The 25,284-nt window shown below is 74.3% G+C and carries 27 protein-coding genes; 16 read left to right on the top strand and 11 right to left on the bottom strand.

Annotated features, from left to right (window positions below):
* Window positions 1-43: 43 nt before the first annotated feature.
* The 6 genes from ACLFMI_RS12585 to ACLFMI_RS12560 form a co-directional block, all read right to left on the bottom strand.
* Window positions 44-1,021, bottom strand: a complete 978-nt coding sequence (locus ACLFMI_RS12585; protein WP_410947999.1) for an aldo/keto reductase — start codon at window positions 1,019-1,021, stop codon at window positions 44-46.
* A 91-nt stretch (window positions 1,022-1,112) separates the two neighbouring features.
* Window positions 1,113-2,594, bottom strand: a complete 1,482-nt coding sequence (locus tag ACLFMI_RS12580; RefSeq protein WP_410948146.1) for an AbgT family transporter — start codon at window positions 2,592-2,594, stop codon at window positions 1,113-1,115.
* Between the two features lie 68 nt (window positions 2,595-2,662).
* Complete coding sequence (locus tag ACLFMI_RS12575; protein WP_410947998.1) at window positions 2,663-3,613, bottom strand: CE1 family esterase; 951 nt, start codon at window positions 3,611-3,613, stop codon at window positions 2,663-2,665.
* Window positions 3,614-3,741: 128 nt separating this feature from the next.
* Complete coding sequence (locus ACLFMI_RS12570; RefSeq protein ID WP_410947997.1) at window positions 3,742-4,506, bottom strand: creatininase family protein; 765 nt, start codon at window positions 4,504-4,506, stop codon at window positions 3,742-3,744.
* Window positions 4,503-5,165: a FadR/GntR family transcriptional regulator gene (locus tag ACLFMI_RS12565; RefSeq protein WP_410947996.1), complete on the bottom strand. Its 663-nt coding sequence runs from the start codon at window positions 5,163-5,165 to the stop codon at window positions 4,503-4,505. The genes ACLFMI_RS12570 and ACLFMI_RS12565 overlap by 4 nt, the downstream gene beginning before the upstream one ends.
* A gap of 74 nt (window positions 5,166-5,239) precedes the next feature.
* Entirely contained in the window at window positions 5,240-6,337 is a 1,098-nt protein-coding gene (locus ACLFMI_RS12560; protein ID WP_410947995.1) for an alpha/beta hydrolase, read from the bottom strand.
* Window positions 6,338-6,422: 85 nt separating this feature from the next.
* On the opposite strand from ACLFMI_RS12560, the gene ACLFMI_RS12555 reads away from it, so the two are divergent.
* Entirely contained in the window at window positions 6,423-7,568 is a 1,146-nt protein-coding gene (locus ACLFMI_RS12555) for an acyl-CoA dehydrogenase family protein (RefSeq protein WP_410947994.1), read from the top strand.
* A gap of 42 nt (window positions 7,569-7,610) precedes the next feature.
* Here the strand turns inward: ACLFMI_RS12555 and ACLFMI_RS12550 are convergent, their stop codons facing one another.
* Genes ACLFMI_RS12550 through ACLFMI_RS12535 form a run of 4 tightly spaced genes read right to left on the bottom strand, consistent with a single transcriptional unit; the run spans window position 7,611 to window position 11,791 of the window.
* Window positions 7,611-8,819, bottom strand: coding sequence for a trans-sulfuration enzyme family protein (locus tag ACLFMI_RS12550; RefSeq protein WP_410947993.1), 1,209 nt, complete (start codon window positions 8,817-8,819; stop codon window positions 7,611-7,613).
* Window positions 8,806-9,645 carry an ABC transporter ATP-binding protein gene (locus ACLFMI_RS12545; protein WP_410947992.1) on the bottom strand — a complete coding sequence of 280 codons (840 nt, stop codon included), beginning with the start codon at window positions 9,643-9,645 and terminating at the stop codon, window positions 8,806-8,808. The genes ACLFMI_RS12550 and ACLFMI_RS12545 overlap by 14 nt, the downstream gene beginning before the upstream one ends.
* A complete protein-coding gene (locus tag ACLFMI_RS12540; RefSeq protein ID WP_410947991.1) occupies window positions 9,642-10,745 on the bottom strand; it encodes a FecCD family ABC transporter permease in 1,104 nt (367 codons plus the stop codon). The genes ACLFMI_RS12545 and ACLFMI_RS12540 overlap by 4 nt, the downstream gene beginning before the upstream one ends.
* Window positions 10,742-11,791 carry a FecCD family ABC transporter permease gene (locus tag ACLFMI_RS12535; protein ID WP_458788583.1) on the bottom strand — a complete coding sequence of 350 codons (1,050 nt, stop codon included), beginning with the start codon at window positions 11,789-11,791 and terminating at the stop codon, window positions 10,742-10,744. Before ACLFMI_RS12535 ends, ACLFMI_RS12540 begins: the two co-directional genes overlap by 4 nt.
* Window positions 11,792-12,072: 281 nt before the next feature.
* Between ACLFMI_RS12535 and ACLFMI_RS12530 the strand changes: the two genes are divergently transcribed.
* The 15 genes from ACLFMI_RS12530 to ACLFMI_RS12460 all read left to right on the top strand — a co-directional run bounded on the left by ACLFMI_RS12530 (window position 12,073) and on the right by ACLFMI_RS12460 (window position 23,849).
* Entirely contained in the window at window positions 12,073-12,555 is a 483-nt protein-coding gene (locus ACLFMI_RS12530; protein ID WP_410947989.1) for an Asp23/Gls24 family envelope stress response protein, read from the top strand.
* Between the two features lie 5 nt (window positions 12,556-12,560).
* Window positions 12,561-12,956: a hypothetical protein gene (locus ACLFMI_RS12525; RefSeq protein WP_410947988.1), complete on the top strand. Its 396-nt coding sequence runs from the start codon at window positions 12,561-12,563 to the stop codon at window positions 12,954-12,956.
* A gap of 17 nt (window positions 12,957-12,973) precedes the next feature.
* Window positions 12,974-13,321: a hypothetical protein gene (locus tag ACLFMI_RS12520; protein WP_410947987.1), complete on the top strand. Its 348-nt coding sequence runs from the start codon at window positions 12,974-12,976 to the stop codon at window positions 13,319-13,321.
* A gap of 23 nt (window positions 13,322-13,344) precedes the next feature.
* A complete protein-coding gene (locus ACLFMI_RS12515) occupies window positions 13,345-13,524 on the top strand; it encodes a hypothetical protein (RefSeq protein WP_410947986.1) in 180 nt (59 codons plus the stop codon).
* A complete protein-coding gene (locus ACLFMI_RS12510) occupies window positions 13,521-13,919 on the top strand; it encodes an Asp23/Gls24 family envelope stress response protein (protein ID WP_410947985.1) in 399 nt (132 codons plus the stop codon). Before ACLFMI_RS12515 ends, ACLFMI_RS12510 begins: the two co-directional genes overlap by 4 nt.
* A gap of 31 nt (window positions 13,920-13,950) precedes the next feature.
* The gene (locus tag ACLFMI_RS12505) at window positions 13,951-14,499 is read left to right on the top strand and encodes a DUF6286 domain-containing protein (protein ID WP_410947984.1); all 549 of its coding nucleotides are present in this window, start codon (window positions 13,951-13,953) and stop codon (window positions 14,497-14,499) included.
* 1 nt (window position 14,500) lies between these two features.
* A complete protein-coding gene (locus ACLFMI_RS12500) occupies window positions 14,501-15,247 on the top strand; it encodes an alkaline shock response membrane anchor protein AmaP (RefSeq protein ID WP_410947983.1) in 747 nt (248 codons plus the stop codon).
* A 47-nt stretch (window positions 15,248-15,294) separates the two neighbouring features.
* The gene (locus tag ACLFMI_RS12495; protein WP_410947982.1) at window positions 15,295-16,047 is read left to right on the top strand and encodes a 3-hydroxybutyrate dehydrogenase; all 753 of its coding nucleotides are present in this window, start codon (window positions 15,295-15,297) and stop codon (window positions 16,045-16,047) included.
* Window positions 16,048-16,168: 121 nt separating this feature from the next.
* Window positions 16,169-17,776: an alpha/beta fold hydrolase gene (locus ACLFMI_RS12490; protein WP_410947981.1), complete on the top strand. Its 1,608-nt coding sequence runs from the start codon at window positions 16,169-16,171 to the stop codon at window positions 17,774-17,776.
* A 409-nt stretch (window positions 17,777-18,185) separates the two neighbouring features.
* The gene (locus ACLFMI_RS12485) at window positions 18,186-18,869 is read left to right on the top strand and encodes an ABC transporter permease (RefSeq protein ID WP_410947980.1); all 684 of its coding nucleotides are present in this window, start codon (window positions 18,186-18,188) and stop codon (window positions 18,867-18,869) included.
* Window positions 18,862-19,935, top strand: coding sequence for an ABC transporter ATP-binding protein (locus ACLFMI_RS12480; protein WP_410947979.1), 1,074 nt, complete (start codon window positions 18,862-18,864; stop codon window positions 19,933-19,935). Before ACLFMI_RS12485 ends, ACLFMI_RS12480 begins: the two co-directional genes overlap by 8 nt.
* Window positions 19,932-20,714 (top strand): ABC transporter permease, encoded by a 783-nt coding sequence (locus ACLFMI_RS12475; protein ID WP_410947978.1) that lies wholly within the window; start codon window positions 19,932-19,934, stop codon window positions 20,712-20,714. The genes ACLFMI_RS12480 and ACLFMI_RS12475 overlap by 4 nt, the downstream gene beginning before the upstream one ends.
* A 64-nt stretch (window positions 20,715-20,778) precedes the next feature.
* A complete protein-coding gene (locus ACLFMI_RS12470) occupies window positions 20,779-21,750 on the top strand; it encodes a glycine betaine ABC transporter substrate-binding protein (RefSeq protein ID WP_410947977.1) in 972 nt (323 codons plus the stop codon).
* A 153-nt stretch (window positions 21,751-21,903) separates the two neighbouring features.
* Window positions 21,904-22,866 (top strand): glycine betaine ABC transporter substrate-binding protein, encoded by a 963-nt coding sequence (locus tag ACLFMI_RS12465; protein WP_410947976.1) that lies wholly within the window; start codon window positions 21,904-21,906, stop codon window positions 22,864-22,866.
* Window positions 22,866-23,849 (top strand): DNA polymerase domain-containing protein, encoded by a 984-nt coding sequence (locus ACLFMI_RS12460; RefSeq protein ID WP_410947975.1) that lies wholly within the window; start codon window positions 22,866-22,868, stop codon window positions 23,847-23,849. The genes ACLFMI_RS12465 and ACLFMI_RS12460 overlap by 1 nt, the downstream gene beginning before the upstream one ends.
* A 154-nt stretch (window positions 23,850-24,003) precedes the next feature.
* On the opposite strand, the gene ligD is transcribed toward ACLFMI_RS12460, so the two are convergent.
* Window positions 24,004-25,023, bottom strand: coding sequence for a non-homologous end-joining DNA ligase (gene ligD / locus ACLFMI_RS12455; RefSeq protein WP_410948145.1), 1,020 nt, complete (start codon window positions 25,021-25,023; stop codon window positions 24,004-24,006).
* Window positions 25,024-25,284 lie beyond the last annotated feature (261 nt).

Raw genomic sequence — 25,284 nt, 5'->3', positions numbered from 1 at the left:
AGCCCCCGCCCACCTCGCGTTGCTTCGACGACGCGGGGCCGGGTCAGGGGCGGAGAGCGTCTCTGACCATGGCGGGGTAGGCACGGGGGCCGGTGCTCCGGTGCACGCGCCGGGCGGCCGCCGTCAGGCTCTCGTGCTCGTCAGCGGTCAGGGCCAGGTCGGCGGCGGCCGCGTTCGACTCCAGCTGCGCCACGCTCGACGCGCCCGGGATCGCGACCGTGTTCGGGTGGTGCACCACCCAGGCCAGCGCGACCTGCGCCGGCGTCGCGTCGTGCGCCGCGGCCACCTCGCGCAGCGCGTCGTGCAACAGCCGCAGCGCACGCAGGTTCTCCGGCAGCCAGGCGGTGTTGCGCCGGACCGTGTTCGACGGCCGGTGCGTCTCGTCGTAGCGGGTGCTCAGCAGGCCCTGGGCCAGCGGGCTGTAGGCCATGACGACCCGGTCGTGCGCCGCCGCGAAGGGAACCAGGTCCTCCGCGGGCTCGCGGCTCAGCAGGCTGAACTCCACCTGGTTCGACAGCACCGGGGCGCCGAGCGCGGCGTCGGCGGCCTGCCAGCGGCGGAGCGAGTAGGCCGAGACGCCGGCGTCGCGGACCAGCCCGACCCGCTTCAGCCCCGCCATCCCGCGCATCGCCGAGGTGTCACCGAGCACCGGATGCGGCTTGTGCACCTGGTAGAGGTCGAGGGTCGGCGCCCCGAGCCGCTCCGCCGAGGCGACCGCGCGTTGCTGCAGCACCGGCCCGAGCGGCAGCACCGGCAGGAACTTGGTGGCGAGCACGACATCGTCCGTCCTGCCCGCCGCGCGCAGGGCGTCGCCGAGGATCCGCTCGCTGCGGCCGAAGCCGTACAGCTCGGCGGTGTCGAACACGGTGATCCCGAGCTCCCGGGCCCGGGCCACGATCCGGGCCGCCTCCTCCGCGAAGCCCGCGCCGTAGCCCCACTCGCTCGAGCCGAACTGCCAGGTGCCGAGCCCGATCACCGACCAGGGCTTGCCGGTGGACCCGAGGCCGTCGAGGTAGCGCACACCGCGATTCTCCCCGACCGCCCCGGATCGCGCGTCCCCGCGCCCAGCCCCGATGTTCGCTCCGCAAGCTCCGCTCAGCGCCGATGTCCGCTCAGCGCACCGGGGCACCCGGCCCGAGCGGGATCCCCAGAGCCCACCAGGCCAGGAACAGCAGCGTCCAGACCGCGGTCATCGCCACCGCCAACGGCAGCGTGTACGACGCCAGCGTCCCGATCCCCGCATCCCTGCGATAGCGCTGCAGGAACCCGAGCGCCATCACGAAGTACGGGCTCATCGGCGTGATCGCGGTGGAGCCGGAGTCGGCGATCCGGAACAGCGCCTGGGTGGTCTCCGGCGGCACCTCGACCAGCATCAGCATCGGGATCAGGACCGGTGCGGCGATCGACCACATCGCACTCCCGCTGGTCACCATCACGTTCACCACGGTGAGCACGGCCAGCACCATCAGGAACACCACCGGGAGCGGGATGCCGGTGGTCCGCAGCCCGTCCGCGGCGACGACCGCCAGCACGTCCCCGACGTGCGACCAGTCGAAGTAGGCGAGGAACTGGGCGATGGCGAAGAACAGCGCCAGCACCGGGGCCATCTGCTTGATGCCCTCGGTCATCAGCTTCGGGACGTCGGCCGCGGAGGTGATCGACCCGGCACGGGTGCCGTAGACGATCCCCAGCAGACCGAACAGCAGCGCGATCACCGCGCCGACGCCCTCGATCAGCGGGGACTCGACGATCGACCCGCCGGCACCGCGCAGCGGCGACCACGCCGGGAGCACCACCGCGGCCAGCAGCACCAGGAAGGCGAGCAGCGTCCAGCCGGCCCGGCGCAGCCCGGACCGCTCGGCCGGCTCCAGCGCGAGCCGGTACAGGTCGTCATCCGGAGCGTCCGGGTCGACGTCCAGGTCCGGCCGCCTGCTCAGCACCAGCCGGGTCATCAGCGTGATGACCAGCGCGAGCACCACCGACGAGGCGATGTTGAAGAACCAGTTGCTCAGCGGCGAGACGACGACCGCCGGGTCCACGATCCGGGCCGCGGCGGTGCTGATCCCGGCGAAGATCGCGTCGTTCGGGGTGGGCACCGGGCTCGCGTCGTAGCCGGACGCGATCGCGGTGTAGGCCACCACGATGCCGAGGATCGGCGAGCGGCCGACCGCGCGGAAGGCGAGCCCGCCGAGCGGCACCAGGATGACGTAGGCGGCGGCCGACGCGACGTGCGAGACGGTGCCGGCGAAGGCCACCGCGAACACCACCAGCGACGCCGGGACCCGCGCCACCCCGGCGCGCATCGCCGCGGCGAGCAGGCCGCTGCGCTCGGCGACCGCCACACCCATGATCACCGTGACGATCGTGGCCATCGGCGGGAACTCGGCGAAGTTGTCGATCATCGACGAGACGGCCATGGCCAGGCCGTCGCCGGAGAGCAGGTTGCGCACCGCGACCGGTTCGCCGTCCGGGCCGATCACCGACACCCCGGCGGCGGCGAGGCCGGCGCTGATCACGGCCAGGATCGCCGACAACACCCAGAACAGCCAGAACGGGTGCGGCAACGCGTTGCCCACCCGCTCCACGACGGCCATCGCGCGGACGATCCGGGGCAGCTCCTGCTGCGTGCCGGGTTCCCGGCGGGACTGGCCGGTCGGCGCGCTCACGAGCGTCCCAGCCCGAAGAAGCCGCCGACCAGTTCGGCCGCGCGGACGGTCTGCGTGGTGGCACCGCCGCCGGAGTACGCCGTCGCGCCCGGCCAGGTGTGGCCGCCGCCGTCGACGGCGACGTGCTCCACCGCGGCGCCGCCGGCGCATCCCGGCCAGGTCGAGACGGTGACGTCCGGCTCGATCCGCCGGCTCACCGGGTCCGGGCGGCAGCCGTCCCGCCCGGCCCACTCGGCGACCTTGTCCGGGATCGGCGGGAGGCCACGTTCCGGGTCCCCGGTGTAGGGGATCGTGGCGTCGCCGGTGCCGTGCACGAACAGCGCGGGGATCGGACGTCCGGGGTCGCACGGTGGCTCGCCCGCCCGGTAATAGGCGCCCGCGACCGGGGCGATCGCGGCGATCCAGCCCGGCATCCGGCAGGCCAGGATCTCGGTGAAGCCGCCGCCGTTGGACTTGCCGGTCGCGTACACCCGGTCCGGGTCGGCGCAGAGCCCGGAGCCGAGGTCGTCGAGCAGGTCGGCGGTGAAGGCGACGTCGTCGACGCCGGGGGCGGAGTACGGCGCGCCCTGCCAGGACCGCTTGCCCTCACCACCCGGGACGCCGTCCGGGTAGGCGACGATCGCCGGCAGCCCGGACAGCCCGGAGAAGCCCTCGGTCTCCGCGCCGCTGTTGCCGCGGCCGTGGAAGACCAGGACCACCGGCCACTCCCGGTCGGCGGTGTAGCCCGGCGGCAGGTGCACGCGGACGGAGCGCGCGATCCCGCCGCTGTCCACGGTGCGGACGGCCGTCGTCCCCGGCTCGTGCGGGGCCGGTGCGTCGCATCCGGCGCGGCTCGCGGGGCCGGTACCGGCCGCCGCGGTCGCGGCGGCGGTGGTCAGGCAGGCCGCGGTCACGGCCAGGCAGGCCGCGGCGCCCGCGAGGCGTCGCGCTCGGGTCGTTCCGGACATGCTGGTCCCCTTCGGTCGGCGTCGTCGACGGCCGGTGGCCGCCCTCCCCCGGTCGCGCCAGGGCAGGACGGGTCGGCGGGACACCGGACGGTGCCCGCGGGCGGGAGGGTGGTCGGAGTGCGGTCGGGTCAGGCCTTCAGCCAGGCCGTGACGAAGTCGGTGATCTTCTCGACGATCGCGGCGACGATCTCCTCGCCGTGCTCGGGCGTGGCCCGGCGCGGGTCGCCGAGGACCCCGTTGCCGGACAGCCGGTCGTAGCCCACGGTGAGCTTCGGCCCGCCACGCCGGCGGGCGAGCCCGGCCAGCGGGTCCAGCTCCGACAACCGGGTGGTGCCGGCGGTGAGCCGGTCGGTGTGCACCAGCTCCGGGGCCAGCGCCAGCATCTGCGCGGTCTCGGCCGCGCCGCTGTGCCCGCTCACCTCGGGCGGCCCGGCCGCGGCCACCACGTCGGCGGCCAGCGGCGTGAGCGGGCTCCAGGCGAACTGCAGGTCCGGCCGCTCGGCCAGCAGGTCCTGCGCGAGCGTGCCGAGCGTGGCGTCGTTCCCACCGTGCCCGGTGACGACCAGGACCTTCCGCCAGCCGTGCCGGTACAGCCCGTCGACGTAGTCCCGGACGACCGCGGCGAACGTCGCGGTGGACAGGCTCACCGTGCCGGCGAACCCCAGGTGGTGCGGCGAGACCCCGACCGGCAGCGACGGCCCGATCACGGCCTGCCCGGCCAGCCGGTCCGCGACCCGGTCCGCGACCGCCTCGGCCCGGATCAGATCGGTGGCCAGCGGAAGCCCGGGCCCGTGCTGCTCGAAGGCGCCCGCCGGCAGCAGCACCACCGGGCTGTCGACGACGGCCGCGGCCGCCTCGACGGTCGTCATCCCGGCCAGCCGGCGCGTGCTCATGCCCGCACCGCCGTCCGGATCGACTCCAGGTGCGCGACGGTGAGCTCGGCGGCCCGGTCCGGGTCGCCGTCGCGGACGGCCGCGAGCAGCGCGACGTGCTCCTCGTGGTCGCGTTCGCGGTCGTCGTAGCGGTGCCGGATCTCGATCTGCTGCCGGGCCCGGACGTGCAGCAGCGCCTCGACGGTCTCCCGCAGCAGCGTGTTGCCACTGGTGGCGGCGAGCGCGACGTGGAAGTGCACCGCCGGCCGGAGGTCGCCCCGGGGCGGGTGCAGCGCGTTGCTGACGCTGTTCTCGAGCATCCGCAACCCGGAGGCGTCCCGGGTGCGGGCGGCCGCGGCCGCGATCGGTGGCTCCAGTACCAGCCGGGCCTCGACCAGTTCGAGGGCGCCCTCGCGGGTGCCGGCCGGGCGGTGCGGGTTGGCCAGCAGCCTCCGGTCCGCCCCCGGGGCGACGTAGGTGCCGGAGCCGTGCCGGAACTCGACCGCCCCGGTGGCCTCGAGCCGGCGCAGCGCCTCGCGGACGGTCGGGGTGGTGACCTCGAACCGCTTCGCGAGATCCCGGGAGGACGCCAGCTGGTCGCCCGGCGTCAGGCCCTCGGACCGGATGATCCCCATGATGTCGTCGGCCAGCCGCTCCGACAGCGTCTCCGTCGCGCTCATAAAGTGACTAAATCACTTACTGACTTAGCAGGTCAAGGACCGGCGCCCGCCCGGTGCCGCGGGAACGGCGCGGGTCAGGCGCCGGCGGCGGGCTCGCCGTCCCGGTCCCCGGCCGCCGTCCCGTCCCAGTCGGCGAGCGCCCGATCCAGCTCGGGCCAGGTGGTGTCCCGCGCCCGGCGCCCGGTCAGGACGCCCAGGTGACCGCCGGGGGCGGTGCTGAACCGGACCTCCGTGCTCCCGGTCAGCAGCGGGACCGCCCGGCGGACGGCCTGCAGCGGGGCGATCACGTCGTCCCGGCCCGCGACGACCAGCACCGGCACGTCGACGTCGGCCAGTTCCACGTCGCGGCCGTCCAGCCGCAGCCCGCCGGCAGCGAGGTCGTTGCTGCGCAGCAGCAGGTGGAAGATCTGCCCGAACACCCGGCCCGGGTACCCGTGCATGTTGTTCATCAGGTGGTCGACGGCCTCGATCTGGGCCAGGCAGTCCCGGTCGTCGAGCCGGGACAGCACGGCCAGCGGCCGGGTGACCAGCCGGTCCACCGCGGTCAGGTGGAACGCCCAGCTCACCATCGGCGCCGGGAAGCTGCCGACCCCCTTGTAGATCGAGGAGACCACCCGGCCCCCGGCGACCTCGGCCAGCGGGCGCAGCGGCGCCACCAGCGGCACCCGGGAGATGTCCACCGGCGTCCCGATCGCCGACACCGACCGCACCGGCAGCGGGCGGCGCGCCTGCGCCGCGGCGGCCACGGCGAGCAGCGCGAAGATCCCGCCCAGCGACCAGGCGACCAGGTGCGCGTCGGCGCCCTCGTCGTCGGCGACCTGGCGGACCGCCCGCGGGATCAGCTCGTCGACCCAGTGCTCGATGCCCAGCGACCGGTCCCCGAACGACATCGGGCCGTAGTCGACCAGGTAGACCGTGCGGCCCTCGAGCAGCAGGTGCTCCACCAGCGAGCAGCCGCGGCGCAGGTCGTAGGCGAAGTCCGGGGCACCCAGCGGCGGGACCAGCAGCACCGGGGCTCCGCCGGAGGGGTCGACGCCGGACAGCGGCCGGTACCTGTAGAGGATCCCGGCCGGGGACCCGACGACGGCGTCGCGCGGCATCCGGCGCAGGTCCGCCAGCCGCCCGACGACGGTCCGGTCCCAGGTGTTGGCGACGGCGTCGACGAGGTTCACCGGGCGCACGCTACCGGCCCGCGCGGGACATCGGAGGCACGCGAGGCCGTCCGTGGTTACCGGCGGGTATGTGAGACTCCCGACCATGCAACGCGAGATCTTCAGCGACGAACACGACGCGTTCCGGGACCTGTGCCGCACCTTCATCGCGAAGGAGATCACCCCGCACCACGAGCGCTGGGAGGAGGAGGGGCAGGTCGACCGCGAGATCTGGACCACCGCCGGTGCGGCCGGGCTGCTCGGTATGGGCGTGCCCGAGGAGTACGGCGGCGGCGGGGTCGACGACTTCCGGTACCACGCGGTCCTGGACGAGGAGCTGATCGGCGCCGGGGCCAGCGGCGTCGGCTTCCCGCTGCACAACGACGTCGTCCAGCCCTACCTGCTGCGGCTGTGCACCGACGAGCAGAAGCAGCGCTGGCTGCCGGGGTTCTGCTCCGGCGAGATGATCACCGCGATCGCCATGACCGAGCCCGGGACCGGCTCGGACCTGCAGGGCATCGCGACCAACGCGAAGCAGGACGACAACGGGGACTGGATCCTCAACGGGTCCAAGACGTTCATCACCAACGGCATCCTGGCCGACCTGGTGATCGTCGTGGCGAAGACCGACCCGGACGCCAAGCACCTCGGGTTCACCCTGTTCGCGGTGGAGCGCGGGATGGCCGGGTTCGAGCGCGGACGCCGCCTGAAGAAGGTCGGGATGAAGGCCCAGGACACCGCGGAGCTGTCGTTCACCGACGTCCGCGTGCCCGACGCCAACCGGCTCGGCGAGGTCGGGCAGGGCTTCGTCTACCTGATGCAGAACCTGGCCCAGGAGCGCCTGTCGATCGCCGCCGGTTCGGTGGCCGGCGCCGAGGCCGCGCTGCGGATGACCGTGGACTACACCAAGGAGCGCAAGGCCTTCGGCCGCCCGGTGTCGAACTTTCAGAACACCCGCTTCGAGCTGGCCGAGATGGACACCGAGGTGTCCATCGCCCGGATCTTCGTGGACCGCTGCATCCGCGAGCACGTGGAGTCCGAGCTGTCCGTGCCGGACGCGGCCAAGGCCAAGTGGTGGTGCTCGGACCTGCAGAACCGGGTGGTCGACCGGTGCGTGCAGCTGCACGGCGGCTACGGCTACATGCTCGAGTACCCGATCGCCCGCGCCTTCGTCGACGGCCGGGTGCAGGCGATCTACGGCGGCACGAACGAGATCATGAAGGAGATCATCGGCCGCAGCCTGATCGGCTGACGCCCCGTGAGTGGTTATCGCGGTCAGGACCGCGATAACCACTCACGGGCGCGACAGCGCCTGCTCGAGGTCCGCGACCAGGTCCCTGGGGTCCTCCAGGCCGACGGACAGGCGCAGGTGGCCGTAGCGGCGGAACTCGGGCGGGAAGCGCCGGCCGCGGGGGTCGTCGTCCGAGCCCGCGACGTGCACGATCAGCGACTCGTCGTGGCCCAGCGACACCGCCGAGGTGATCACCCGCAGGTTCGCGACGAACCGGTTCTGCAGCTCCGGGCCCCCGTCCAGGGCGAAGGCGAGCATCCCGCCGTAGCCACCGTCCAGGGTGCGGGTCGCGAGTTCGTGCTGCGGGTGCGAGGCCAGGCCCGGGTAGGCCACGTAGGCGATCCGCGGGTCCGCCTCGAGGAACCGCGCGACCTGCAGTGCGGACGCGCAGTGCGCGCGCATCCGCATCGGCAGCGTGATCGAACCCCGCATGATCAGCCAGGCGTTGAACGGGCTGATCACGCCGCCGGCGTCGACCATCGCGTCCGCCCGGATCCGGTCGACGAGCTCGTGCCGGCCGAGCACCGCGCCGCCCATCGCGTCGCCGTGCCCGTTGATGTACTTGGTCAGCGAGTGCACCACCAGGTCCGCACCACGTTCCAGCGGCCGCTGCAGCACCGGCGTGGCGAACGTGGCGTCCACCGAGAGCAGCGCCCCGTGCTCGTGCGCGATCGCGGCGACGGCGTCGGTGTCGGTGATCCGGGTGGTCGGGTTCGCCGGGGTCTCGACGTGCACCAGCCGGGTCTCCGGCCGGATCGCGGCCCGCACCGCCTCCGGATCGGCCGAGTCGACCAGCGTCGCGGTGATCCGGTAGCGCTCCGGCAGCAGCTCGGCGAGCAACCGGTGGGTGGCGACGTAGGTGACGTCCGAGCTGACCACGTGGTCCCCGGAGCGCAGGAACGTGAAGAACACCGCGTGCAGCGCCGCGACGCCGGAGGCCAGCGCCACCGCCGCGCAGCCCCCAGGGGTCACCCCGGACGGGTCCTCCAGCGCGCAGAGCTTCTGCTCCAGCCAGCCCTGGTTGGCCCCGCCGTTGCGGGTGTAGAGCGCGGTGTCGGTCCCGGACCAGTCCAGTCCGGACGGGTCGTCGGGCAGCGCGTAGGAGTTCGCCGCGACGATCGGCCTGCGGATAGCCCCGGTGCCGGGGTCGACCTCGTTCCCGGCGTGCACCGCCCGGGTCGCGAGGTACGGCGGGTCCTCAGGTGCGCGCATGCGCGCTCGGCACCACCAGCGGCGTGCCGGTCTCCGGGTCCGGGATCACCCGCGCCCGCAACTCGAACACCTCGGCCAGCAGGCTCTCGGTCAGCACGTCGGCCGGGTCCCCGGCCGCGACGATCCGGCCGTCCTTCATCGCGACCAGCCGGTCGGCGTAGCGGGCGGCCAGGTTGAGGTCGTGCAGCACCATGACGACGGTGCGCCCGGCCTCGGACTGCAGCCGCCGGACCAGCTCCAGCACGTCGACCTGGTGGGCCAGGTCGAGGAACGTGGTCGGCTCGTCGAGCAGCATCAGGTCGGTCTCCTGGGCCAGCGCCATCGAGAGCCAGGCCCGCTGCCGCTGGCCGCCGGAGAGCTCGTCGACCGGGCGGTCGGCCAGGTCGCCCAGCCCGGTCCAGCTCAGCGCATCGTCCACGGCGCGCTCGTCGTCCGCCGACCACTGCCGGTACCAGGCCTGGTGCGGGTGCCGGCCGCGGGCGACCAGGTCCGCGACGGTCAGGCCCTCCGGCGCCAGCGGCGACTGCGGCAGGATCCCGAGGACCCGGGCGACCTCCTTGGTGGGGGTCTTGTCGATCCGCTTGCCGTCCAGCAGCACCTGGCCCTTCCGGGCGGGCAGCAGCCGGCCCAGCGCGCGCAGCACGGTGGACTTCCCGCAGCCGTTCGGGCCGATCACCGTGGTCACCGAGCCGGGCAGGACGTCCAGGTCCAGGTTCTCGACGACCGTCCGGTCGCCGTAGCCGAGAGACAGCTCCTCGGCGCGCAGCCGGACCGTTCCGGGATCGGCGCGGCGGACCGGGGTGTCGACGGTCGGGTGCACGGTCATGCACGGGCCTCCTGACGGGCGCGGGCGAGCAGGAAGAGCAGGTACGGGGCGCCGATCACGGCGGTGACGATGCCGACCGGCAGCTCGACCGAGCCGAGCGCGGTCCGGGCGATCAGGTCGGCGAGGACGGTCAGCGCCGCGCCGAGCATCAGCGAGACCCCCAGCGGGGGGCTGCCGACCCGGCAGAGCCGGCGCGCGATCTGCGGGCTGACCAGCGCGACGAACGCGATCGGGCCGGCCGCTGCGGTGGCCACCGAGGCGAGGCCGACGGACACCAGCAGCAGGCCGGTGCGCGCCCCGTCCACCCGGATGCCCAGGCCGCGGGCGGTGTCGTCGTCGAAGCGCAGCCCGCCCAGCACGTGCGTGAGGATCAGCGCGGCGGGCACCAGGACCGCCATCGCGATCGCCACCGGCGCCACGTCGTCCCAGCTGCGGGCGTTCAGGCTGCCGTTGATCCAGACCTGGGCCTGCGCGGCCTGGTAGACCTGCGCGACGGTCAGCAGGTACTGCACCGCCGCGACCAGCACCGCCTGGATGCCGATCCCGATCAGCACCAGCCGGTAGCCCTGGATCCCGCTGCGCCAGGCCAGCACGTAGACCAGCGTCGAGCTGACCAGCCCGCCGATCAGCGCGGCGAGCGGGATGCCGAGCGAGGCGAACATCCCGCCGACGCCGGCCACGCCGCCGCCGAGCACGATCACGAACACCGCCGCGGCGCTGGCGCCCCACTGGACGCCGATGATGTCCGGGCTGGCGAGCGGGTTGCGGGCGACCGACTGCAGGATCGCACCGGAGACGGCGAGCGCCCCGCCGACCAGCGCACCGGTCAGCGTGCGCGGCAACCGCAGCTCCAGCACCACCAGCTGCTGGCCGGCGTCGCCGCCGCCGAACAGGGTGGCCAGCACGTCGGTGATCCCGATCGGGTAGTCGCCGCGACCCATGTTGGTGGCCGCGGCGAGCAGCAGCACCGCGGCACACGCGCCGAGCACGACCAGCGGCCGGACGCGCAGCACACCGGAGACCGGCCCGACCCGCAGCGGGCGCCGCCCCGCGACGACCGCGGGCCCGGACGGGGTGCGCTCCCGGGCCGGGGCGCTCACACCGCCCCCAGCTTGCGGCGCCGCACCAGGGCGATGAAGAACGGTCCGCCCAGCACCGCCACGACGATCCCCACCTGCAGCTCCCCTGGCCGGGCCACCACCCGGCCCACGACGTCGGCCAGCAGCAGCAGCACCGCGCCGGCCAGCCCGGACGCCGGCAGCAACCAGCGATGGTCCGGGCCGGTGAAGGCGCGCACCACGTGCGGCACGATCAGCCCGAGGAACACGATCGGCCCGCAGGCCGCGGTGGCCGCGCCGGCCAGCAGCGTGATCGCCACGACACCGACCAGCCGGGTCCGGCGCACCGAGTGCCCGAGCGAGGCGGCGACGTCGTCGCCGAGCGAGAGCGCGTTCAGCGCCGGCGCGCTGGCCAGCGCCAGCACGATACCGGCGACGATGAACCAGACGACCTGCCCCGCGACGTCGGCGTCCCGCCCGGCCAGCGACCCGACCACCCAGAACCGGTAGGCGTCCAGGCTGGGCTCGTCCAGCAGCACGATCGCCGACGTGAGCGCCTGCATCAGGAAGCTCATCGCGGCCCCGGCCAGCGCCAGCGACACCGGCGTCGCGCCACCCGGCGCGCGGGTGCCGATCAGGAAGACCGCGACGCTGGCGACCAGCGCGCCGGCGAAGGCGAACCAGACGTAGCCGAACAGCGAGCCGACGCCGAACAGGTAGATCCCGGCGACCACGAACAGCGCCGCACCCGCGTTCACCCCGAGCAACCCGGGGTCACCCAGCGGGTTGCGGGTGAAGCCCTGCACCAGCGCCCCGGCCAGGCCGAGCGCGATCCCGACCAGCACCCCGAGCACCGTCCGCGGGATCCGCAGCGAGCGGATCACCACGTCGTTCTCGGTGCCGGTCGGCGCGACGAGCGCGGATCCCACCTCGTTCAGCGGGATGATCTTGGTCCCGATCGCGATGCTGGCCAGCAGGGCCAGCACCAGCGCGCCGGCCAACGCCGCCAGCCCCAGGAGCCGGCGCCGGCGCAACGCGCCCGACGCCCGTGGCGCCACGGGTGACGAGGTCGGGGGGCTCCCGGTCACGGTCACGTCGCTGCGCTCTCCCTGTTCGGTTCGGCACGCGCGGCGCGCCAGGTCCTGCCACACGAGCACGGGCGGTGGTGCGGCTCCGCTCACCATAAGTGAGGTAAGCCTGTGGGAACACACCCGGGCGGCGGCACCCTGATCACACGCGCGCCGCCCGCCGCATCCCAGGGCATTTCCGCCGAACGAGTGAACCACCGTGAGACCCCCGTTCCGTTGGGCATCACACGAGGGACCGCACGATCGATCCTCCGGCGCCCGCGCCGGGAGAGGAGCGAGAGATGACCTCCAGCACCCCCGCCACCACCTCCGGCGACGCCCCGGCGCCCCGACTCGGCGCCGACACCGGCCAGGGCAAGACCTCGATCGCGGCATCCGTCGTGCAGAAGATCGCCGGCATCGCGGCCCGCGAGGTCTCCGGCGTGTACTCGATGGGCAGTGGCGCCTCCCGCGCGTTCGGCGCCCTGCGCGAGCGGATCCCGGGCGGCAGCTCGACCGGCGCGACGAACGTCGCCGGGGTCGCCGTCGAGGTCGGCGAGAAGCAGGCCGCGGTCGACCTGGACATCGTCGTCGAGTACGGCGTCTCCATCGCCGAGCTGTCCAAGGCGGTGCGCCGCAACGTGATCGGCGCCGTCGAGCGGATGACCGGGCTGGAAGTCGTGGAGGTCAACATCGCCGTCAACGACATCCACATGGCGTCCGACGACGACGGCGACGAGGCCCCCGCCCCGGCGCCGGCGCAGTCCGGCCGCGTCGTGGAGTGACCCCGGTGGACGACGCCACCGGCGGCACCGCGGCGGCCGCCGGGCAGCCGGCACCGGAGGCGCTGGCCGAGCTGGTCGCGGACGCGGTGGCCGCACACCCGTCGGTGGCCCGGCTGCACGGCGGTACCTTCGGCGCCGTCGCCACCTGGCTGCCCGGGCGCCGGCTGGTCGGCGTGCACGTGGGCGGCCCGGGGGAACCGGTCGAGATCGGCGTCGTGCTCAGGTTGGACCGGCCGATCCCGGCCACCGTCGCATCCCTGCGCCGGACGCTGTCGCCGCTGGTCGGTGGCTGCGCGGTCGACGTCACCGTGGCCGACGTCGACACCGGGTACGACACCGCGGGGCGCGACACGGCAGGGCATGACACGGCGGGGCGCGACACCGTCCCGGCCGGCCCGTGACGACGAGTGAGGTGCGGATGGACGGACCGGACGCCGCCCCGGGGCTCAGCCCTGAGCAGCGCGCCGCCTACCGCTCGTTCGTCCGCACCCACCACCCGGATCGCGGCGGCGACCCGGAGGTCTTCCGGGACGGCCTGGCCCGCTACCGCGCGATCGCCGCCGGGCAGGACCCCGGACCGGGCACCGGCGACCGGGCCGGCCACACCCGGTACGGGCCGGTCGACGACCGGCGCTACGACCGGCCGATCGAGATCGTCCCGGACCTGCCGCTGCCCACCCGGGTCCTGGTCGCCCTGATCCGCACGGCCCGCCGGCGGAGCCGTCCGCGGGTGGACCGCCCGGACCGGCCCGACGGCCACGCCTGACACCCCTTCCTCCTGGAGACCTCATGAACGCCACCCGGACCGGCCTGCTGGCCGGTCTCCTGCTCGGCATCGCGGGCGCCACCGGCGGCTTCGACGCCTTCGTCATCACCCTCGTGCTCGGCGCGATCGGCCTGCTGGTCGGCCGGTGGCTCGACGGGGATCTGGACGTCAGCGGCGTCCTCGGCCGGGGCCGCGACCGGTGACCACCGAGACCGGCGTCCCGAGCACGGGCACGGCGCCCGAGCCGGACGAGCGCGGCCGGCTGGACGTCGACCCGGCCGTGCTGCGCAAGATCGTCGAGCACGCGGCGGACACCGCACCGGCCACCCGGCACCGGACCCGCACCGTGGCCGGGCTCGGCATGGGCGAGGCGGGTCCGAGCGCGAAGATCACCCCGCGGCCCGGCGGCGAGGTCGACATCCGGCTCTCGCTGACCCTGGTCTACCCGGGCCCGGTCCGGGCCGCGGTCGCCGAGATCCGCGAACGGGTCGCGACCGACCTGCGCCGGATGACCGGGCACCGGCTGCGCTCGTTCGTCGTCGAGGTCGACGCGCTGCAGCCCGACCGCGCCCCGCGCGGCGGCGGCCGCGTCTCCTGACGTCCCATCCACCACCGCAGGGAGGTTCGCCATGCGGGTCCTGCTCCGCGTGCTGGCACCACTGGTCAGCCTGGCCGTGGCCGTGCTCGGCGCGCTGATCGTCGTCGAGGTCGCGGCCGCCTGGACCGGCGCCGGGACCGGCTCGGCCGGTCTGCTGGTCCCCTGGCGGGACTGGCGCACGACGGCCGGGAACACCCTCTGGACCGCCGGTCCGGTGCTCGCCGTCGCGATCGCCGCCGCCGTCGTCGGGGGGGTGCTGCTACTGGTCGCGCTGCTCGCCCGGCGGCACGACGTCCGGCTGACCTCGCCGTCGCCGGGGCTCACCGTGGTGACCGCGCCGCGGGTGCTGGCCCGGATCGTCGGCCGCGACGTCCGCGCCGCCGACCCGGTCACCGCCGCGTCGGTCACCGCGTCCGCCCGGGCGGTCACGGTGCGGGCCAGCGGCCGCGACGACACGGCGGCCCAGGACGGCGCTCGCACCGCCGCCACCGCGGTGCTGGACGGGCTGCCGCTGGCCCGGCGGCCACGACTCACGGTCCGGGGCGCCCCGGACCGTGCCCGAACCGAGGGGGTCCGCTGACATGAGCACCGACGCCGATCCGGGGCCCGCCCCCGGCACGAGCACGGCAGTCACGACCGCACCCACCCCGCAGGCCTCCGGCGCGCAACCCGACCCGGCGCCGCCCGGGGGGGGCTCCCGTCGCGCGACCCGCACCGCCCGGCGGGCCCAGGCCCGCTCGGCCGGCGGCGCCCGCTGGGGCCTCACCCTGGTCGGCCTGGTGCTGCTGGTCGCCGGGGTGCTGACGATCCTGCTGGTCTCCGGCGTGTTCGGGGCCGACCGTCGGCTGCGCCCGGTGCTCGACCCGATCGCGGTCCAGGTGCTGACCGCGCAGCCGCTGGTGTCCCGGATCGTCGCGGTCGTCGCCGGCCTGCTACTCGTGCTGCTGGGCCTGCTCTGGGCCGCGCGCGCACTGCGCCCGGAGAGCCGGCCCGACCTCGTCGTCGACGACGGCGCCGGCACCGAGATCCGGATCGACGCCTCGGCCGCGGCGGACGCCGTCGCCGGGGGCGCGCTCGCGCTGCCCGGTGTCAGCCGGGCCCGGGCCCGGATGGTCGGCAGCGCCGCCCGGCCCGCGGTACGGGCCGTGATCTGGGTCGACGACGACGCCGAGGGCTCGCTCGCCGACACCGTCGCCGAGGTCTGCCGCCGGCTGGACGCCGAGGTGCTCACCCAGGTGCGCGACTCGCTGGGCCTGGCGGACCTGCCCGTCGCCGTCCGACTGGAACTGGACTCGGGCCGACCGGACCGCGGGCCCCGGGTGGCGTGACCCGCCTCATAGCCGAGGAGCCGGACCGGCACCGTACGGTCGGCGACATGAGTCCGGTACTGCAGGGGAAGAAGGCCCTGGTCACGGGGGCCGGCAGCGGGATCGGTGCGGCCGTCGCCCGCCGCCTGGCCGACGACGGCGCGGCCGTGTACGTCGTCGACATCGACGCCGGGAAGGTCGAGCCGCTGGCCGCCGAGTACGGCGCCGTCGAGGCGATCGGCTGCGACCTCTCCGATCTCGCGGCCGTCGACCGGCTCCCCGCCGACGTGGACATCCTGGTCAACAACGCCGGCCGGCAGCACGTCTCCCGGCTGGAGGAGTTCGACCCGGAGATGTTCTCGCAGATCCTCCGGATCATGCTCGAGGCGCCGTTCCGGCTGGTCCGGCGCATGCTGCCGCACATGTACGGCCGCGGCTGGGGCCGGGTCGTCAACATCTCCAGCGCGCACGGCCTGCGGGCGAGCCCGTACAAGTCGGCCTACGTCTCGGCCAAGCACGGCCTGGAGGGGCTGTCCAAGGTCACCGCACTGGAGGGGGCCGAGCACGGCGTCACCAGCAACTGCATCAACCCCGCCTACGTCCGGACCCCGCTGGTCGAGGCGCAGATCGCCGACCAGGCCGCCGCGCACGGGATCAGCGAGGACGAGGTCGTCGAGAAGATCATGCTGACCCCGGTCGCGGTGAAGCGGCTGATCGAGCCGGCCGAGACCGCCGAGCTGGCCGCGCTGCTGTGGGGGCCGGCGTCGAACTCGATCACCGGGAGCTCGCTCACCCAGGACGGCGGCTGGACCGCCCGCTGACCCGGGCGCGGGCGCACCCTCCTCACCGGCGTCTCACCCACCGGCGGGCAGACTGACCCGCCGGTGGCCCGGTGCGTCCGGGCCCGGGACGCGGACGGCGGGCACGACGAGGGGGCAGCGGGTGGTCCGGTGGTGCGGCACCGCGCTCGCGGCGCTGCTCTGCACCGTCCTGCTGGCCGGCTGCTCGGTCGGCCCCTCGCTGCGCCCGCCGGTCGCGGTGCGCGGCGAGGACCTGCCCGCACCCCCGCCACCGCCCGCGGCGGCACCGGCAGACCCGGACGCGCTGCCCGACACCGACCCGGTCCGCGGCGGGCCGACGTTCACCGACTGCACCGCCGAGGTCCTCGCCGGGCTGGCCGCGAGCGGCACCGAGCCGCCCGAGGACCGGGCCCTGGCCGCCGGCTGCGGCCGGCTCACCGTCGCCGCCGACCGGGCCCGGCCGGATCTCGGCCCGGCCCGGCTCGGGCTGACCCGGATCACCCGGCCCGGCGCACCGGAGGACCTGCCCGCCCTGGTCGTGCTGGGCGACACCGGTATCGACGGGTCGTCCCGGGCCGCCGCGACACTGGCCGCGCAGCTGCCCGACGAGGTGCTCGCGCGCTACCAGGTGATCGGGATGGACCGCCGCGGCAGCGGCACCGACCTGCTCGACTGCGCACCCCCGGACGCCCGGGCGGCCCTGGTCGACGCCGACCCGACGAGCGCCGACACCGCGACCATGGACCGGCTGCTGGCCCGGTCCCGCGCGATCGTGCAGGACTGCTACCTGATGCTGTCCGGCACGCTCACCAGCTTCCGGGCGGCCTCCACCGCGGACGACCTGGAGGCGCTGCGCAGCGCGCTCGGCACGGCCCGGCTGAACGTGGTCGGGGTCGGCGACGGCGCCGACGCCGCCGCGCAGTGGGTGACGTCGCACCCGGAGGCCGCGGGCCGGGTGGTGCTGGACGGCCCGGGCGATCCCACCCTGGACGACCCGGCCCGCACCGAGGCGGCCACCGCGTCGGCCGAGGCCGCGTTCGACGCCTTCGCCACCGCCTGCACCGCGGGCCCGGCCTGCCCGCTCGGGCCCGATCCGCGGGCGACCGTCCGCGGGCTGCTGGACCGGCTCTCCGGTACCGCGCTCCCGGTCGGGGACGGCGACACCGTCACCGCCGGCTCCACCGTGCACGCGGTGCGCACGCTGCTCTCCCAGCCCGCCCGGTGGCCGGAGCTGACCGCCGCGCTGGCCGCCGCGGTCGCCGGCGACCCGGCCGGCCCGGCCCGACTGCTCCGGTCCGGCGGACCGGGCCCGCCGGACGGGTCACCGGGCTCCTTCGACGCCGCGCTGGCCACCCGTTGCAACGACAGCCGGGTCCGGACCACCCCCGGCGAGGCCGCCGACCTGGCCGGCCAGTGGGGTGCCCGGTTCGACCTGTTCGGGGTCGCGGCCGCGCAGCAGCTGGTGACCTGCGGGCCCTGGCCCTCCGGCGGGACGTCCGCATCGCAGTCCCCGGGCGCGCCGGGCGCCGCTCCCCCGCCACCGGTGCTGGTGATCGGCACCGCCCGGGATCCGCGCTCCCCGCAGAGCGGTGCGGAGCGGACCGCCGAGCAGCTGGGCGGCGGGCGGCTGGTTCGCTGGCAGGGCGCCGGCACCGGGGCCTACCCCCGCACCCCGTGCGTCACCGCGGTCGTCGACCGGGCCCTGCTGGAGGGCCGTGCCCCCGCCGAGGACGTGGTCTGCCCTCCGTAACCGGCTGCACCGTCCGGGGCACCTCGGTATCGGGCAGGCGTGACGAACCCGACCCCGAAGGTCACGATTCCGTATCCGCGGTTTCCGGAGTGGTTGCGGGATCCGCACGGATCGGGGGCCACGACCTGCGGCGACAGTTCGGTCGAATCGTTTCCCGATTCCGGCACGACCGAGTCACGAATCGGGCCGATGGCTTACCTCGCGCAGATCCTGCGACTAGAGTCCCGCTCGGCGGTGCGGTCGTCGCAGGTCGTGCCCGGTGGCCGGGCTCCCCGCGGCGACCGGAGGCACCCGGCGCGGACGTGTAACGCCGGTGGCACCGGCCGACGAGTGGTGCAGCAGGACCGGTGGTGCACCAGACCGGTGGTGCCCCGCTCGGCGGGCACGGGATCCCGGCGGAAGGAGCACGGTGGATTTCTTCAGCTATGTCGGATCTCAACTCGACACGCTGGTGTTCTACGGCCAGCAGCACTTTCTGCTGGTCCTGATCGCGGTCGGAATCGCCTCCGCCATCTCGCTGGTCGCGGGCACCCTGCTGCACACCAACCAGCTGACCCCGGACTCGTGGAGCAAGCCGGTACGCATCGGCTCCCGCGAGGCCCTGCTGATCGCCGGCTCGGCGGCGCTGACGATCCCGTCGATCGCGCTGTTCGGCATGCTGCAGCCGCTGCTCGGCATCGGGGTGGCGCCCTCGGTGTTCGCCCTGACCCTGTACTCGATCTACCCGGTGCTGCGCAACGTTGTCGCCGGCCTGTCCTCGGTCGACGACGCGGTGCTCGAGTCCGCTCGCGGCATGGGCATGGGCCCGGTCCGCCGGATGCTCAGCATCCAGCTCCCGCTGGCCTGGCCGGTGATCCTGTCCGGCATCCGGGTCGCGGTCCTGATCATCGTCGGGATCGCGGTCGTCGCCGGCGCGATCAACGGTCCCGGCTTCGGCTCGTCGCTGTTCCTCGGCCTGCGGCGGATCGGCTCGGTCAACTCGTTCAACCAGGTTCTGGCGGCCACGCTCGGCTGCCTCGTCGTGGCTGCCGTGTACGAACTCGTGTTCTGGATCGTGCAGCGCTCCACCACCCCGAGGGGGATCCGTGTCTGACTCCGGCAAGCCGATGATCGCCCTCGAAGGCATCAGCAAGATCTATCCGAAGGCGACCGCCCCGGCGGTGCAGGAACTGAACATCGAGGTCCAGGAAGGGACGATCTCGATGTTCATCGGACCCTCCGGCTGCGGCAAGACGACCACCCTCAAGATGATGAACCGGCTGATCGAGCCGACCACCGGACGGATCCTGCTGGACGGCGACGACGTCACCACGGTCAACGCCGACCAGCTCCGCCGCCAGATCGGCTACGTGATCCAGCAGGTCGGCCTGTTCCCGCACTTCACGATCGGCGACAACGTCGCGGTCGTCCCGAAGATCCTCGGCTGGGAGAAGAACCGGATCACCGCCCGGGTCGACGAGCTGCTGCACCTGGTCGGGATGGAGCCCAAGGACTACCGGGACCGCTACCCGCGCCAGCTCTCCGGCGGCCAGCAGCAACGTGTCGGGGTCGCCCGCGGCCTGGCCGCGGACCCCGCGGTGATGCTGATGGACGAGCCGTTCGGGGCGATCGACCCGATCACCCGCGAGCGGCTCCAGGACGAGTTCCTGGAGCTGCAGCAGCAGATCGCCAAGACGATCTGCTTCGTCACCCACGACCTGTCCGAGGCGGTCAAGCTGGGCGACCGGATCGCGGTCTTCGGGCCGGGCGGCACGCTGCAGCAGTACGACACCCCGGACACCGTGCTCACCCATCCGGCGAACGAGTTCGTCGCCGAGTTCGTCGGCTCCGGCGCGGCGGTCCGCCGACTGTCGCTGCTGGAGCTGTCCCGCCTGGAGCTGCAGACGGTGGGGCTGGACGGCACGGGCGAGCGCAACGGCGCCCCGACCTACGAGGTCGACGCCGAGGGCCGGCCGCTGCGCTGGGCCTACCTGCCCGGCACCGAGCAGCTCCCGCGGCTGGTCACGGTGCCGCACTCGGGGACCGTCTACGACGCCGTCGACGTCATGCTCGACTCGCAGACCGAGCTGGTCGCCGTCGTCGACGACCAGCAGCAGCTTCAGGGCGCGCTGTGGTGGAAGGATCTCGTCGAGGGCCTCAAGACGAAGGCCCAGGCGTGAGCGCCCCCGCCGCCGACCCGGTCCGCGACGGGACCGGTGCCGCGTCCGGCCGGTCCCGGCCACGGTTCGACCGGTCGCTGGTCGTCAACCCGCTGATCGCCGTCGTCGGCCTGGGCCTGGTGCTCCTCTACGCGGCGAGCCAGGGCCTCGACGACGTCGAGCGCTCCGTGATCAACCCGGGCGAGCTGGGCCTGCGGCTCTGGGAGCACCTGGTCCTGACCGGGCTGTCGACCCTGGTCGTGATCGTGATCGCGATCCCGGCCGGGATCGCGATCAGCCGCCCGGCGGCCCGCCGGATCCAGCGTCCGGTGCTCGCCTTCACCGGTTTCATGCAGGCGCTGCCCGCGTTCGGCGTGATCGTGCTGCTGGCGTTCTCGCCGCTCGGGCTGGGCCTGCCGACCGCGGTCGTCGCGCTGGCACTGGCCGCGCTGCTGCCGGTGCTCACCAACACCGTGGTCGGCCTGCAGCAGGTGGACCGCTTCCTGATCGAGGCCGCCCGCGGCATCGGCCTGTCCGCCCGGCAGACGCTGTTCAAGGTCGAGCTGCCGCTGGCCACCCCGGTCATGGTCGCGGGCGTGCGGGTGGCGCTGGTCCTCAACGTCGGGACCGCGGCACTGGCCACCTGGATCGGCGCCGGCGGTCTCGGCCTGCCGATCAAGGGGATGCTCGAGCTCGGCCGCCCCACCGGCACGATCGTCGCCGCGGCGATCGTCGCGGCGCTGGCGCTGATCGTGGACTGGCTGGCCGGCCTGGCCGAGTACGCGGTGCGCCGCAGCTAGAGCCGATCCGTCGGACACACCCCGCTTCCCACACCCCGTAGTACCGCGCACCCCTGGAGGACACGTGAGATTCGGACGATCCCGGCGCATCGCCCTGACGGCGATGGCGGCGGTCACGGCTGTCGCCCTCGCGGGCTGCGGCGGACTCAGCGGCAGCGGCCCCTCGGCGTCCGGCGGGTCGCTGGCCGAGGCCGGCAACCTGGAGGGCCAGGACTACGTCGTCGGCGGCAAGAACTTCGACGAGCAGCTGGTGCTCTGCCACATCACCGTCGCGGCGCTGGAGTCGGCCGGCGGCGCCGTCACCGACCGCTGCAACATCGGCGGCACGGACGTGAACCGGCAGGCGCTGCTCTCCGGTGACATCAACATCTACTGGGACTACACCGGCACCGCGTGGGCGTCGTTCTTCAAGGAGACCGAGCGGATCCCGGACGACGACGAGCTCTACCGCCGGGTGGCCGAGCGTGACCTGCAGGAGAACCAGCTCGTCTGGCTGGAGAAGGCGAACTTCAACAACACCTACGCGTTCGCCGTCAACGGGCAGAAGGCGCAGGAGGCCGGCCTCAACTCGATGACCGACATGGCCGAGTACATCAAGTCCGGCCAGCCGGGCACGGTGTGTGTCGAGACCGAGTACAACTCGCGCGACGACGGCCTGCGCGGCGCGCAGCAGGCCTACGGCTTCGAGATCCCGCAGGACCGGCTGCAGGTGCTCGACAGCGGCGTCATCTACGAGGCCACGAACCGCGGGGACTGCACGTTCGGCCTGGTGTTCACCACCGACGGCCGGATCCCCGGCCTGGGTCTGAAGGTGCTGGAGGACGACAAGAAGTACCACGTCACCTACAACGCCGCCCCGATCGTCCGCAAGGAGGTCTACGACGCCAAGCCGGAGATCCGGCAGGTGCTGGCGCCGATCGCGGGGGCGCTGGACTACAACACCATGCTCGACCTGAACGGCAAGGTGTCGTCCTACGGCCAGGACCCGCGTGAGGTCGCGCGGACGTGGCTGCAGGAGCAGGGCTTCATCGGCTGAGCTGAGACTGAGGGGGCCACGCACGCGACCGGGCCCCGTTTCCCGCACGAGCACCGTGTGGGGGCGGGGCCCGCCGGTGTGCGGCGCCCGTTGCACCCGGCGTCGATCCGTGATCCGCTGACGACCTCTCCCCCACGACCTCGGGACGCCCCCGTGACCGCTCGCCGGATCCCGCTCCTCGCGCTGCTGCTCGCCACCGCGCTGCTCACCGCGGCGTGCGGGATGTCGTCGACCGGGCCGGGCGCCGCCCCGGGCTCGCTGGCCCGTCAGGCCGACCTGTCCGGCCACACCTACGTGGTGGGCTCGAAGAACGGCGACGAGCAGCAGCTGCTCTGCCAGATCACGATCACCGGCCTGCAGTCGGCCGGGGCGTCGGTGACCGATCGCTGCGGCATCGGCGGGTCGGACGTCACCCGGCAGGCGCTGCTCTCCGGGGACATCTCGCTGTACTGGGAGTACACCGGGACGGCGTGGGCGTCGTTCCTGCCCGGGACCCACCGGCTGCCCGACGACCAGGTGCTGCGCGAGCTGCGGGAGCGGGACCTCGCCGAGAACGGCATCGCCTGGCTGCGGCCGACCGGGTTCGAGAACACCCACGCCTTCACCGTGGACGGGTCCACCTCGGCCCGGCTGAACCTGCACACGATCAGCGACATGGCCGCCTACCTGCGCTCCGGCCGGCCGGGCACGGTGTGTGTGGAGGCCGAGTACAGCTCCCGCGAGGACGGCCTGCGGGGCCTGCAGCAGGCGTACGGCTTCGAGATCCCGCCGGACCGGATCCAGGTGCTCGACGCCGGACTGATCCACCGGTCGACCGCCGACGGGGTGTGCCAGTTCGGCGAGGTCGGCACCAGCGACGGCCGGATCCCCGGGCTCGGGCTCCGGGTGCTCGACGACGACCGCGGCTACCACGTCACCGACAACGCGGCGCCGACCATCCGCAAGGACGTGCTCGACCAGGCCCCGGAGGTCGCGCGGATCCTGGACACGCTGTCCGGGGCGCTGGACCGTTCGACGATCCTGTCGCTGAACAGCAAGGTCTCCGCGCAGGGACGGGTCCCCCGCGACGTCGCCCGGGCCTGGCTGGACGAACGCGGCTTCATCGGCGGCCCCTGATGGCGCGCCGGGAGGTCGACGAGGTCCGCGACGGCGTCGAGCTGACCAACCTGGACGCGCCGGTGTTCGACGACGCAGGCGTCACCAAACGGGAGCTCGTCGATCACCTCGACGCCCTCGCCGACCGGCTGCTGCCGGGCCTGGCCGGGCGGCCGCTGTCCGTGGTGCGCGCACGACCGGGGCAGCCGCCGTTCATGCAGAAGAACCTGCCCCGCGGGGCGCCGGACTGGATACCGACGATCCCGGTCTGGGCGCAGGCCTCGCAGCGCACCGTGCACTACCCGCTGTGCTCCGACCGGCGGACGCTGCTGTGGTTCGCCAACCAGCGGGCGATCGAGTTCCACCCGACGCTGGTCCCGCACGGCGCCGACGTCACCGACGAGCTGGTGGTCGACCTGGACCCGCCCGAGGGCGGGCCGTTCACCCGGGTCGTCGAGGTGGCCCGGCTGGTGCGCCGCGCGCTGTCCGGGATCGGCCTGGACGCCGCGGTGAAGACCAGCGGGGCCAGGGGCCTGCACGTGGTGGTGCCGCTGGCGACACCGATCGGGATCGACTCGGCGTTCGCCGCCACCCGGGCGATCGCGGCCCGAGCCGCCACCCTGGACCCGGACGTCGCGACCACCGCCTTCATCCGGGACGACCGCGGCGGCCGGGTGTTCCTGGACCCGACCCGGGCCGGCGGCGCGACGCTGGTCGCGGCCTACAGCCCGCGGGCCCGGCCCGGGCTGCCGGTGTCCTTCCCGGTCTCCTGGGACGAGCTGGACGACGTCGCCCCGGCCGGGATCACCGTGACCACGGTCGCCGGGATCCTGGGGGCCGCCAGGATGCCGGGGGCCGCGGATCCGTGGCGGGAGCTGCGCCCGGAGCCCGGGACGCTGCCGGTCGCAGTGATCGAGGAGGGGCACCGCATCCCGGTGCCGCGGGTGCAGGCGATGCACGAGGGGAAGCGCCGCAAGCGGGCGCGCGAGCGCGGCGAGACCTGACCGGTCCTCCGCGGCAGCCGGACGCACCCGCGGCGTCGAGGGGTACACGCCGGAAGTTCGCTCATGGAACGACGACGCTGGTGTACCTGTCGACAGGCACCGGGGGTAGCGCGCGTCCGCGCCGTCCGGCAGGAGGCGTGAGCCCGCGCAGGGGTCAGCCCCCGGCGCCCTTCGCGCTCCGCGCCCGGCTGGGCTGTACCCGCATCGGCTCGCCCGGCATTTTCGGGTACTCGGGCGGGTAGGGCATCTCCGCGACGCCGAGCTCGGCCTCGTCCTCGGCGTACCACCGCAGGGCGGTCTCGCAGCCGCCGCGGTGGTCGTCGGCGTCCACATGCGGGTCGCCGTGCCGCGCCAGCAGCTCGGGGACGGTCCGCAGGGTGAACTCGGCCGGATCGACCTCGCCGACGGCGTCCCAGCTCAGCGGCATCGACACGGTCGCGTCCGGGAGCCCGCGCACCGACCAGGCGGAGGCGATCGTGCGGTCCCGGGCGGCCTGGTTGAAGTCGAGGAAGACGCGCTCGCCACGCTCCTCCTTCCACCAGTCCACGGTGGCCCGCTCCGGGATCCGCCGGCACACCCGGCGGGCGATCGCGATCACGGCGTGCCGGATCTCGACGAAGTCCCACTCCGGCCGGACGGGTGCGAACACGTGCAGCCCGCGCCCGCCGGAGGTCTTCGGCCACCCGGTCAGGCCGGCCTCGTCCAGGACCTCGCGCAGCACGGCGGCGACGGCCGCGGCGTCGGCGAAGTCGGTGCCGGGCTGCGGGTCCAGGTCGATCCGCAGCTCGTCCGGGTGGTCGGTGTCGGCGCAGCGGACCGGCCACGGGTGGAAGTCGAGGGTGTTGAGGTTGGCGGCCCAGGCGATCGTGGCCGGCTCGGTGATCGCGACGGACTGCGCGGTCCGGCCGCTGGGGAACGTCACCGTGCAGGTCCGCACCCAGTCCGGTGCCCCCTTGGGCACCCGCTTGACGAAGAACGGCTCGCCGTCGACGCCGTCGTTGAACCGCTTGAGGTTCGTCGGCCGGTCCCGGCAGGCCCGGGTCATCGGCTCGGCGACGGCGAGGTAGTACTCGACGACCTCCCGCTTGGTGATCCCGAGTTTCGGGAACGCGACCTTGTCCGGGCTGGTCAGGCGGACCTCGCGGGCCCCCTCCGGTCCCGGGACCTGCACCATCACGACCTCGCGGCTGGCCACCGGATGAACCTACCGCCGGGCCGGCCGCAGCGGCAGGGGCCGCGTCCGTCGTGGCCGGACGAGCGGCCGGCGGAGCCGGCGGCGTGGCCGGAGGGAAAGGGTTAGCGTGGACGTCAGTGTCAGGGTGCAGTTGCCGCGTTGCGGTGGTTGGGATCCTGGCCGCTGGTGATCTGGCTCCTAGCGTGGGTGCCGCCCGGGTTCGGGTTGGCGAGTCATGGTTGTGCCGATCACCAGTGGCCA

This window comes from Pseudonocardia nantongensis, assembly GCF_046546495.1.
Classification (GTDB): Bacteria; Actinomycetota; Actinomycetes; order Mycobacteriales; family Pseudonocardiaceae; genus Pseudonocardia; species Pseudonocardia nantongensis.
The sequence above is the reverse complement of the archived record's forward strand: the minus strand, read 5'-3'. Positions and strand labels throughout refer to the sequence as shown.

Bases quoted from the DNA above. Each gene is read 5' to 3' on its own strand.
- ACLFMI_RS12580 (WP_410948146.1), bottom strand. From the start codon at position 2,594: ATGGCCGTCGTGGAGCGGGTGGGCAACGCGTTGCCGCACCCGTTCTGG.
- ACLFMI_RS12575 (WP_410947998.1), bottom strand. From the start codon at position 3,613: ATGTCCGGAACGACCCGAGCGCGACGCCTCGCGGGCGCCGCGGCCTGC.
- ACLFMI_RS12570 (WP_410947997.1), bottom strand. From the start codon at position 4,506: ATGAGCACGCGCCGGCTGGCCGGGATGACGACCGTCGAGGCGGCCGCG.
- ACLFMI_RS12565 (WP_410947996.1), bottom strand. From the start codon at position 5,165: ATGAGCGCGACGGAGACGCTGTCGGAGCGGCTGGCCGACGACATCATG.
- ACLFMI_RS12555 (WP_410947994.1), top strand. From the start codon at position 6,423: ATGCAACGCGAGATCTTCAGCGACGAACACGACGCGTTCCGGGACCTG.
- ACLFMI_RS12550 (WP_410947993.1), bottom strand. From the start codon at position 8,819: ATGCGCGCACCTGAGGACCCGCCGTACCTCGCGACCCGGGCGGTGCAC.
- ACLFMI_RS12545 (WP_410947992.1), bottom strand. From the start codon at position 9,645: ATGACCGTGCACCCGACCGTCGACACCCCGGTCCGCCGCGCCGATCCC.
- ACLFMI_RS12530 (WP_410947989.1), top strand. From the start codon at position 12,073: ATGACCTCCAGCACCCCCGCCACCACCTCCGGCGACGCCCCGGCGCCC.
- ACLFMI_RS12520 (WP_410947987.1), top strand. From the start codon at position 12,974: ATGGACGGACCGGACGCCGCCCCGGGGCTCAGCCCTGAGCAGCGCGCC.
- ACLFMI_RS12515 (WP_410947986.1), top strand. From the start codon at position 13,345: ATGAACGCCACCCGGACCGGCCTGCTGGCCGGTCTCCTGCTCGGCATC.
- ACLFMI_RS12505 (WP_410947984.1), top strand. From the start codon at position 13,951: ATGCGGGTCCTGCTCCGCGTGCTGGCACCACTGGTCAGCCTGGCCGTG.
- ACLFMI_RS12500 (WP_410947983.1), top strand. From the start codon at position 14,501: ATGAGCACCGACGCCGATCCGGGGCCCGCCCCCGGCACGAGCACGGCA.
- ACLFMI_RS12495 (WP_410947982.1), top strand. From the start codon at position 15,295: ATGAGTCCGGTACTGCAGGGGAAGAAGGCCCTGGTCACGGGGGCCGGC.
- ACLFMI_RS12460 (WP_410947975.1), top strand. From the start codon at position 22,866: ATGGCGCGCCGGGAGGTCGACGAGGTCCGCGACGGCGTCGAGCTGACC.
- ligD (WP_410948145.1), bottom strand. From the start codon at position 25,023: ATGGTGCAGGTCCCGGGACCGGAGGGGGCCCGCGAGGTCCGCCTGACC.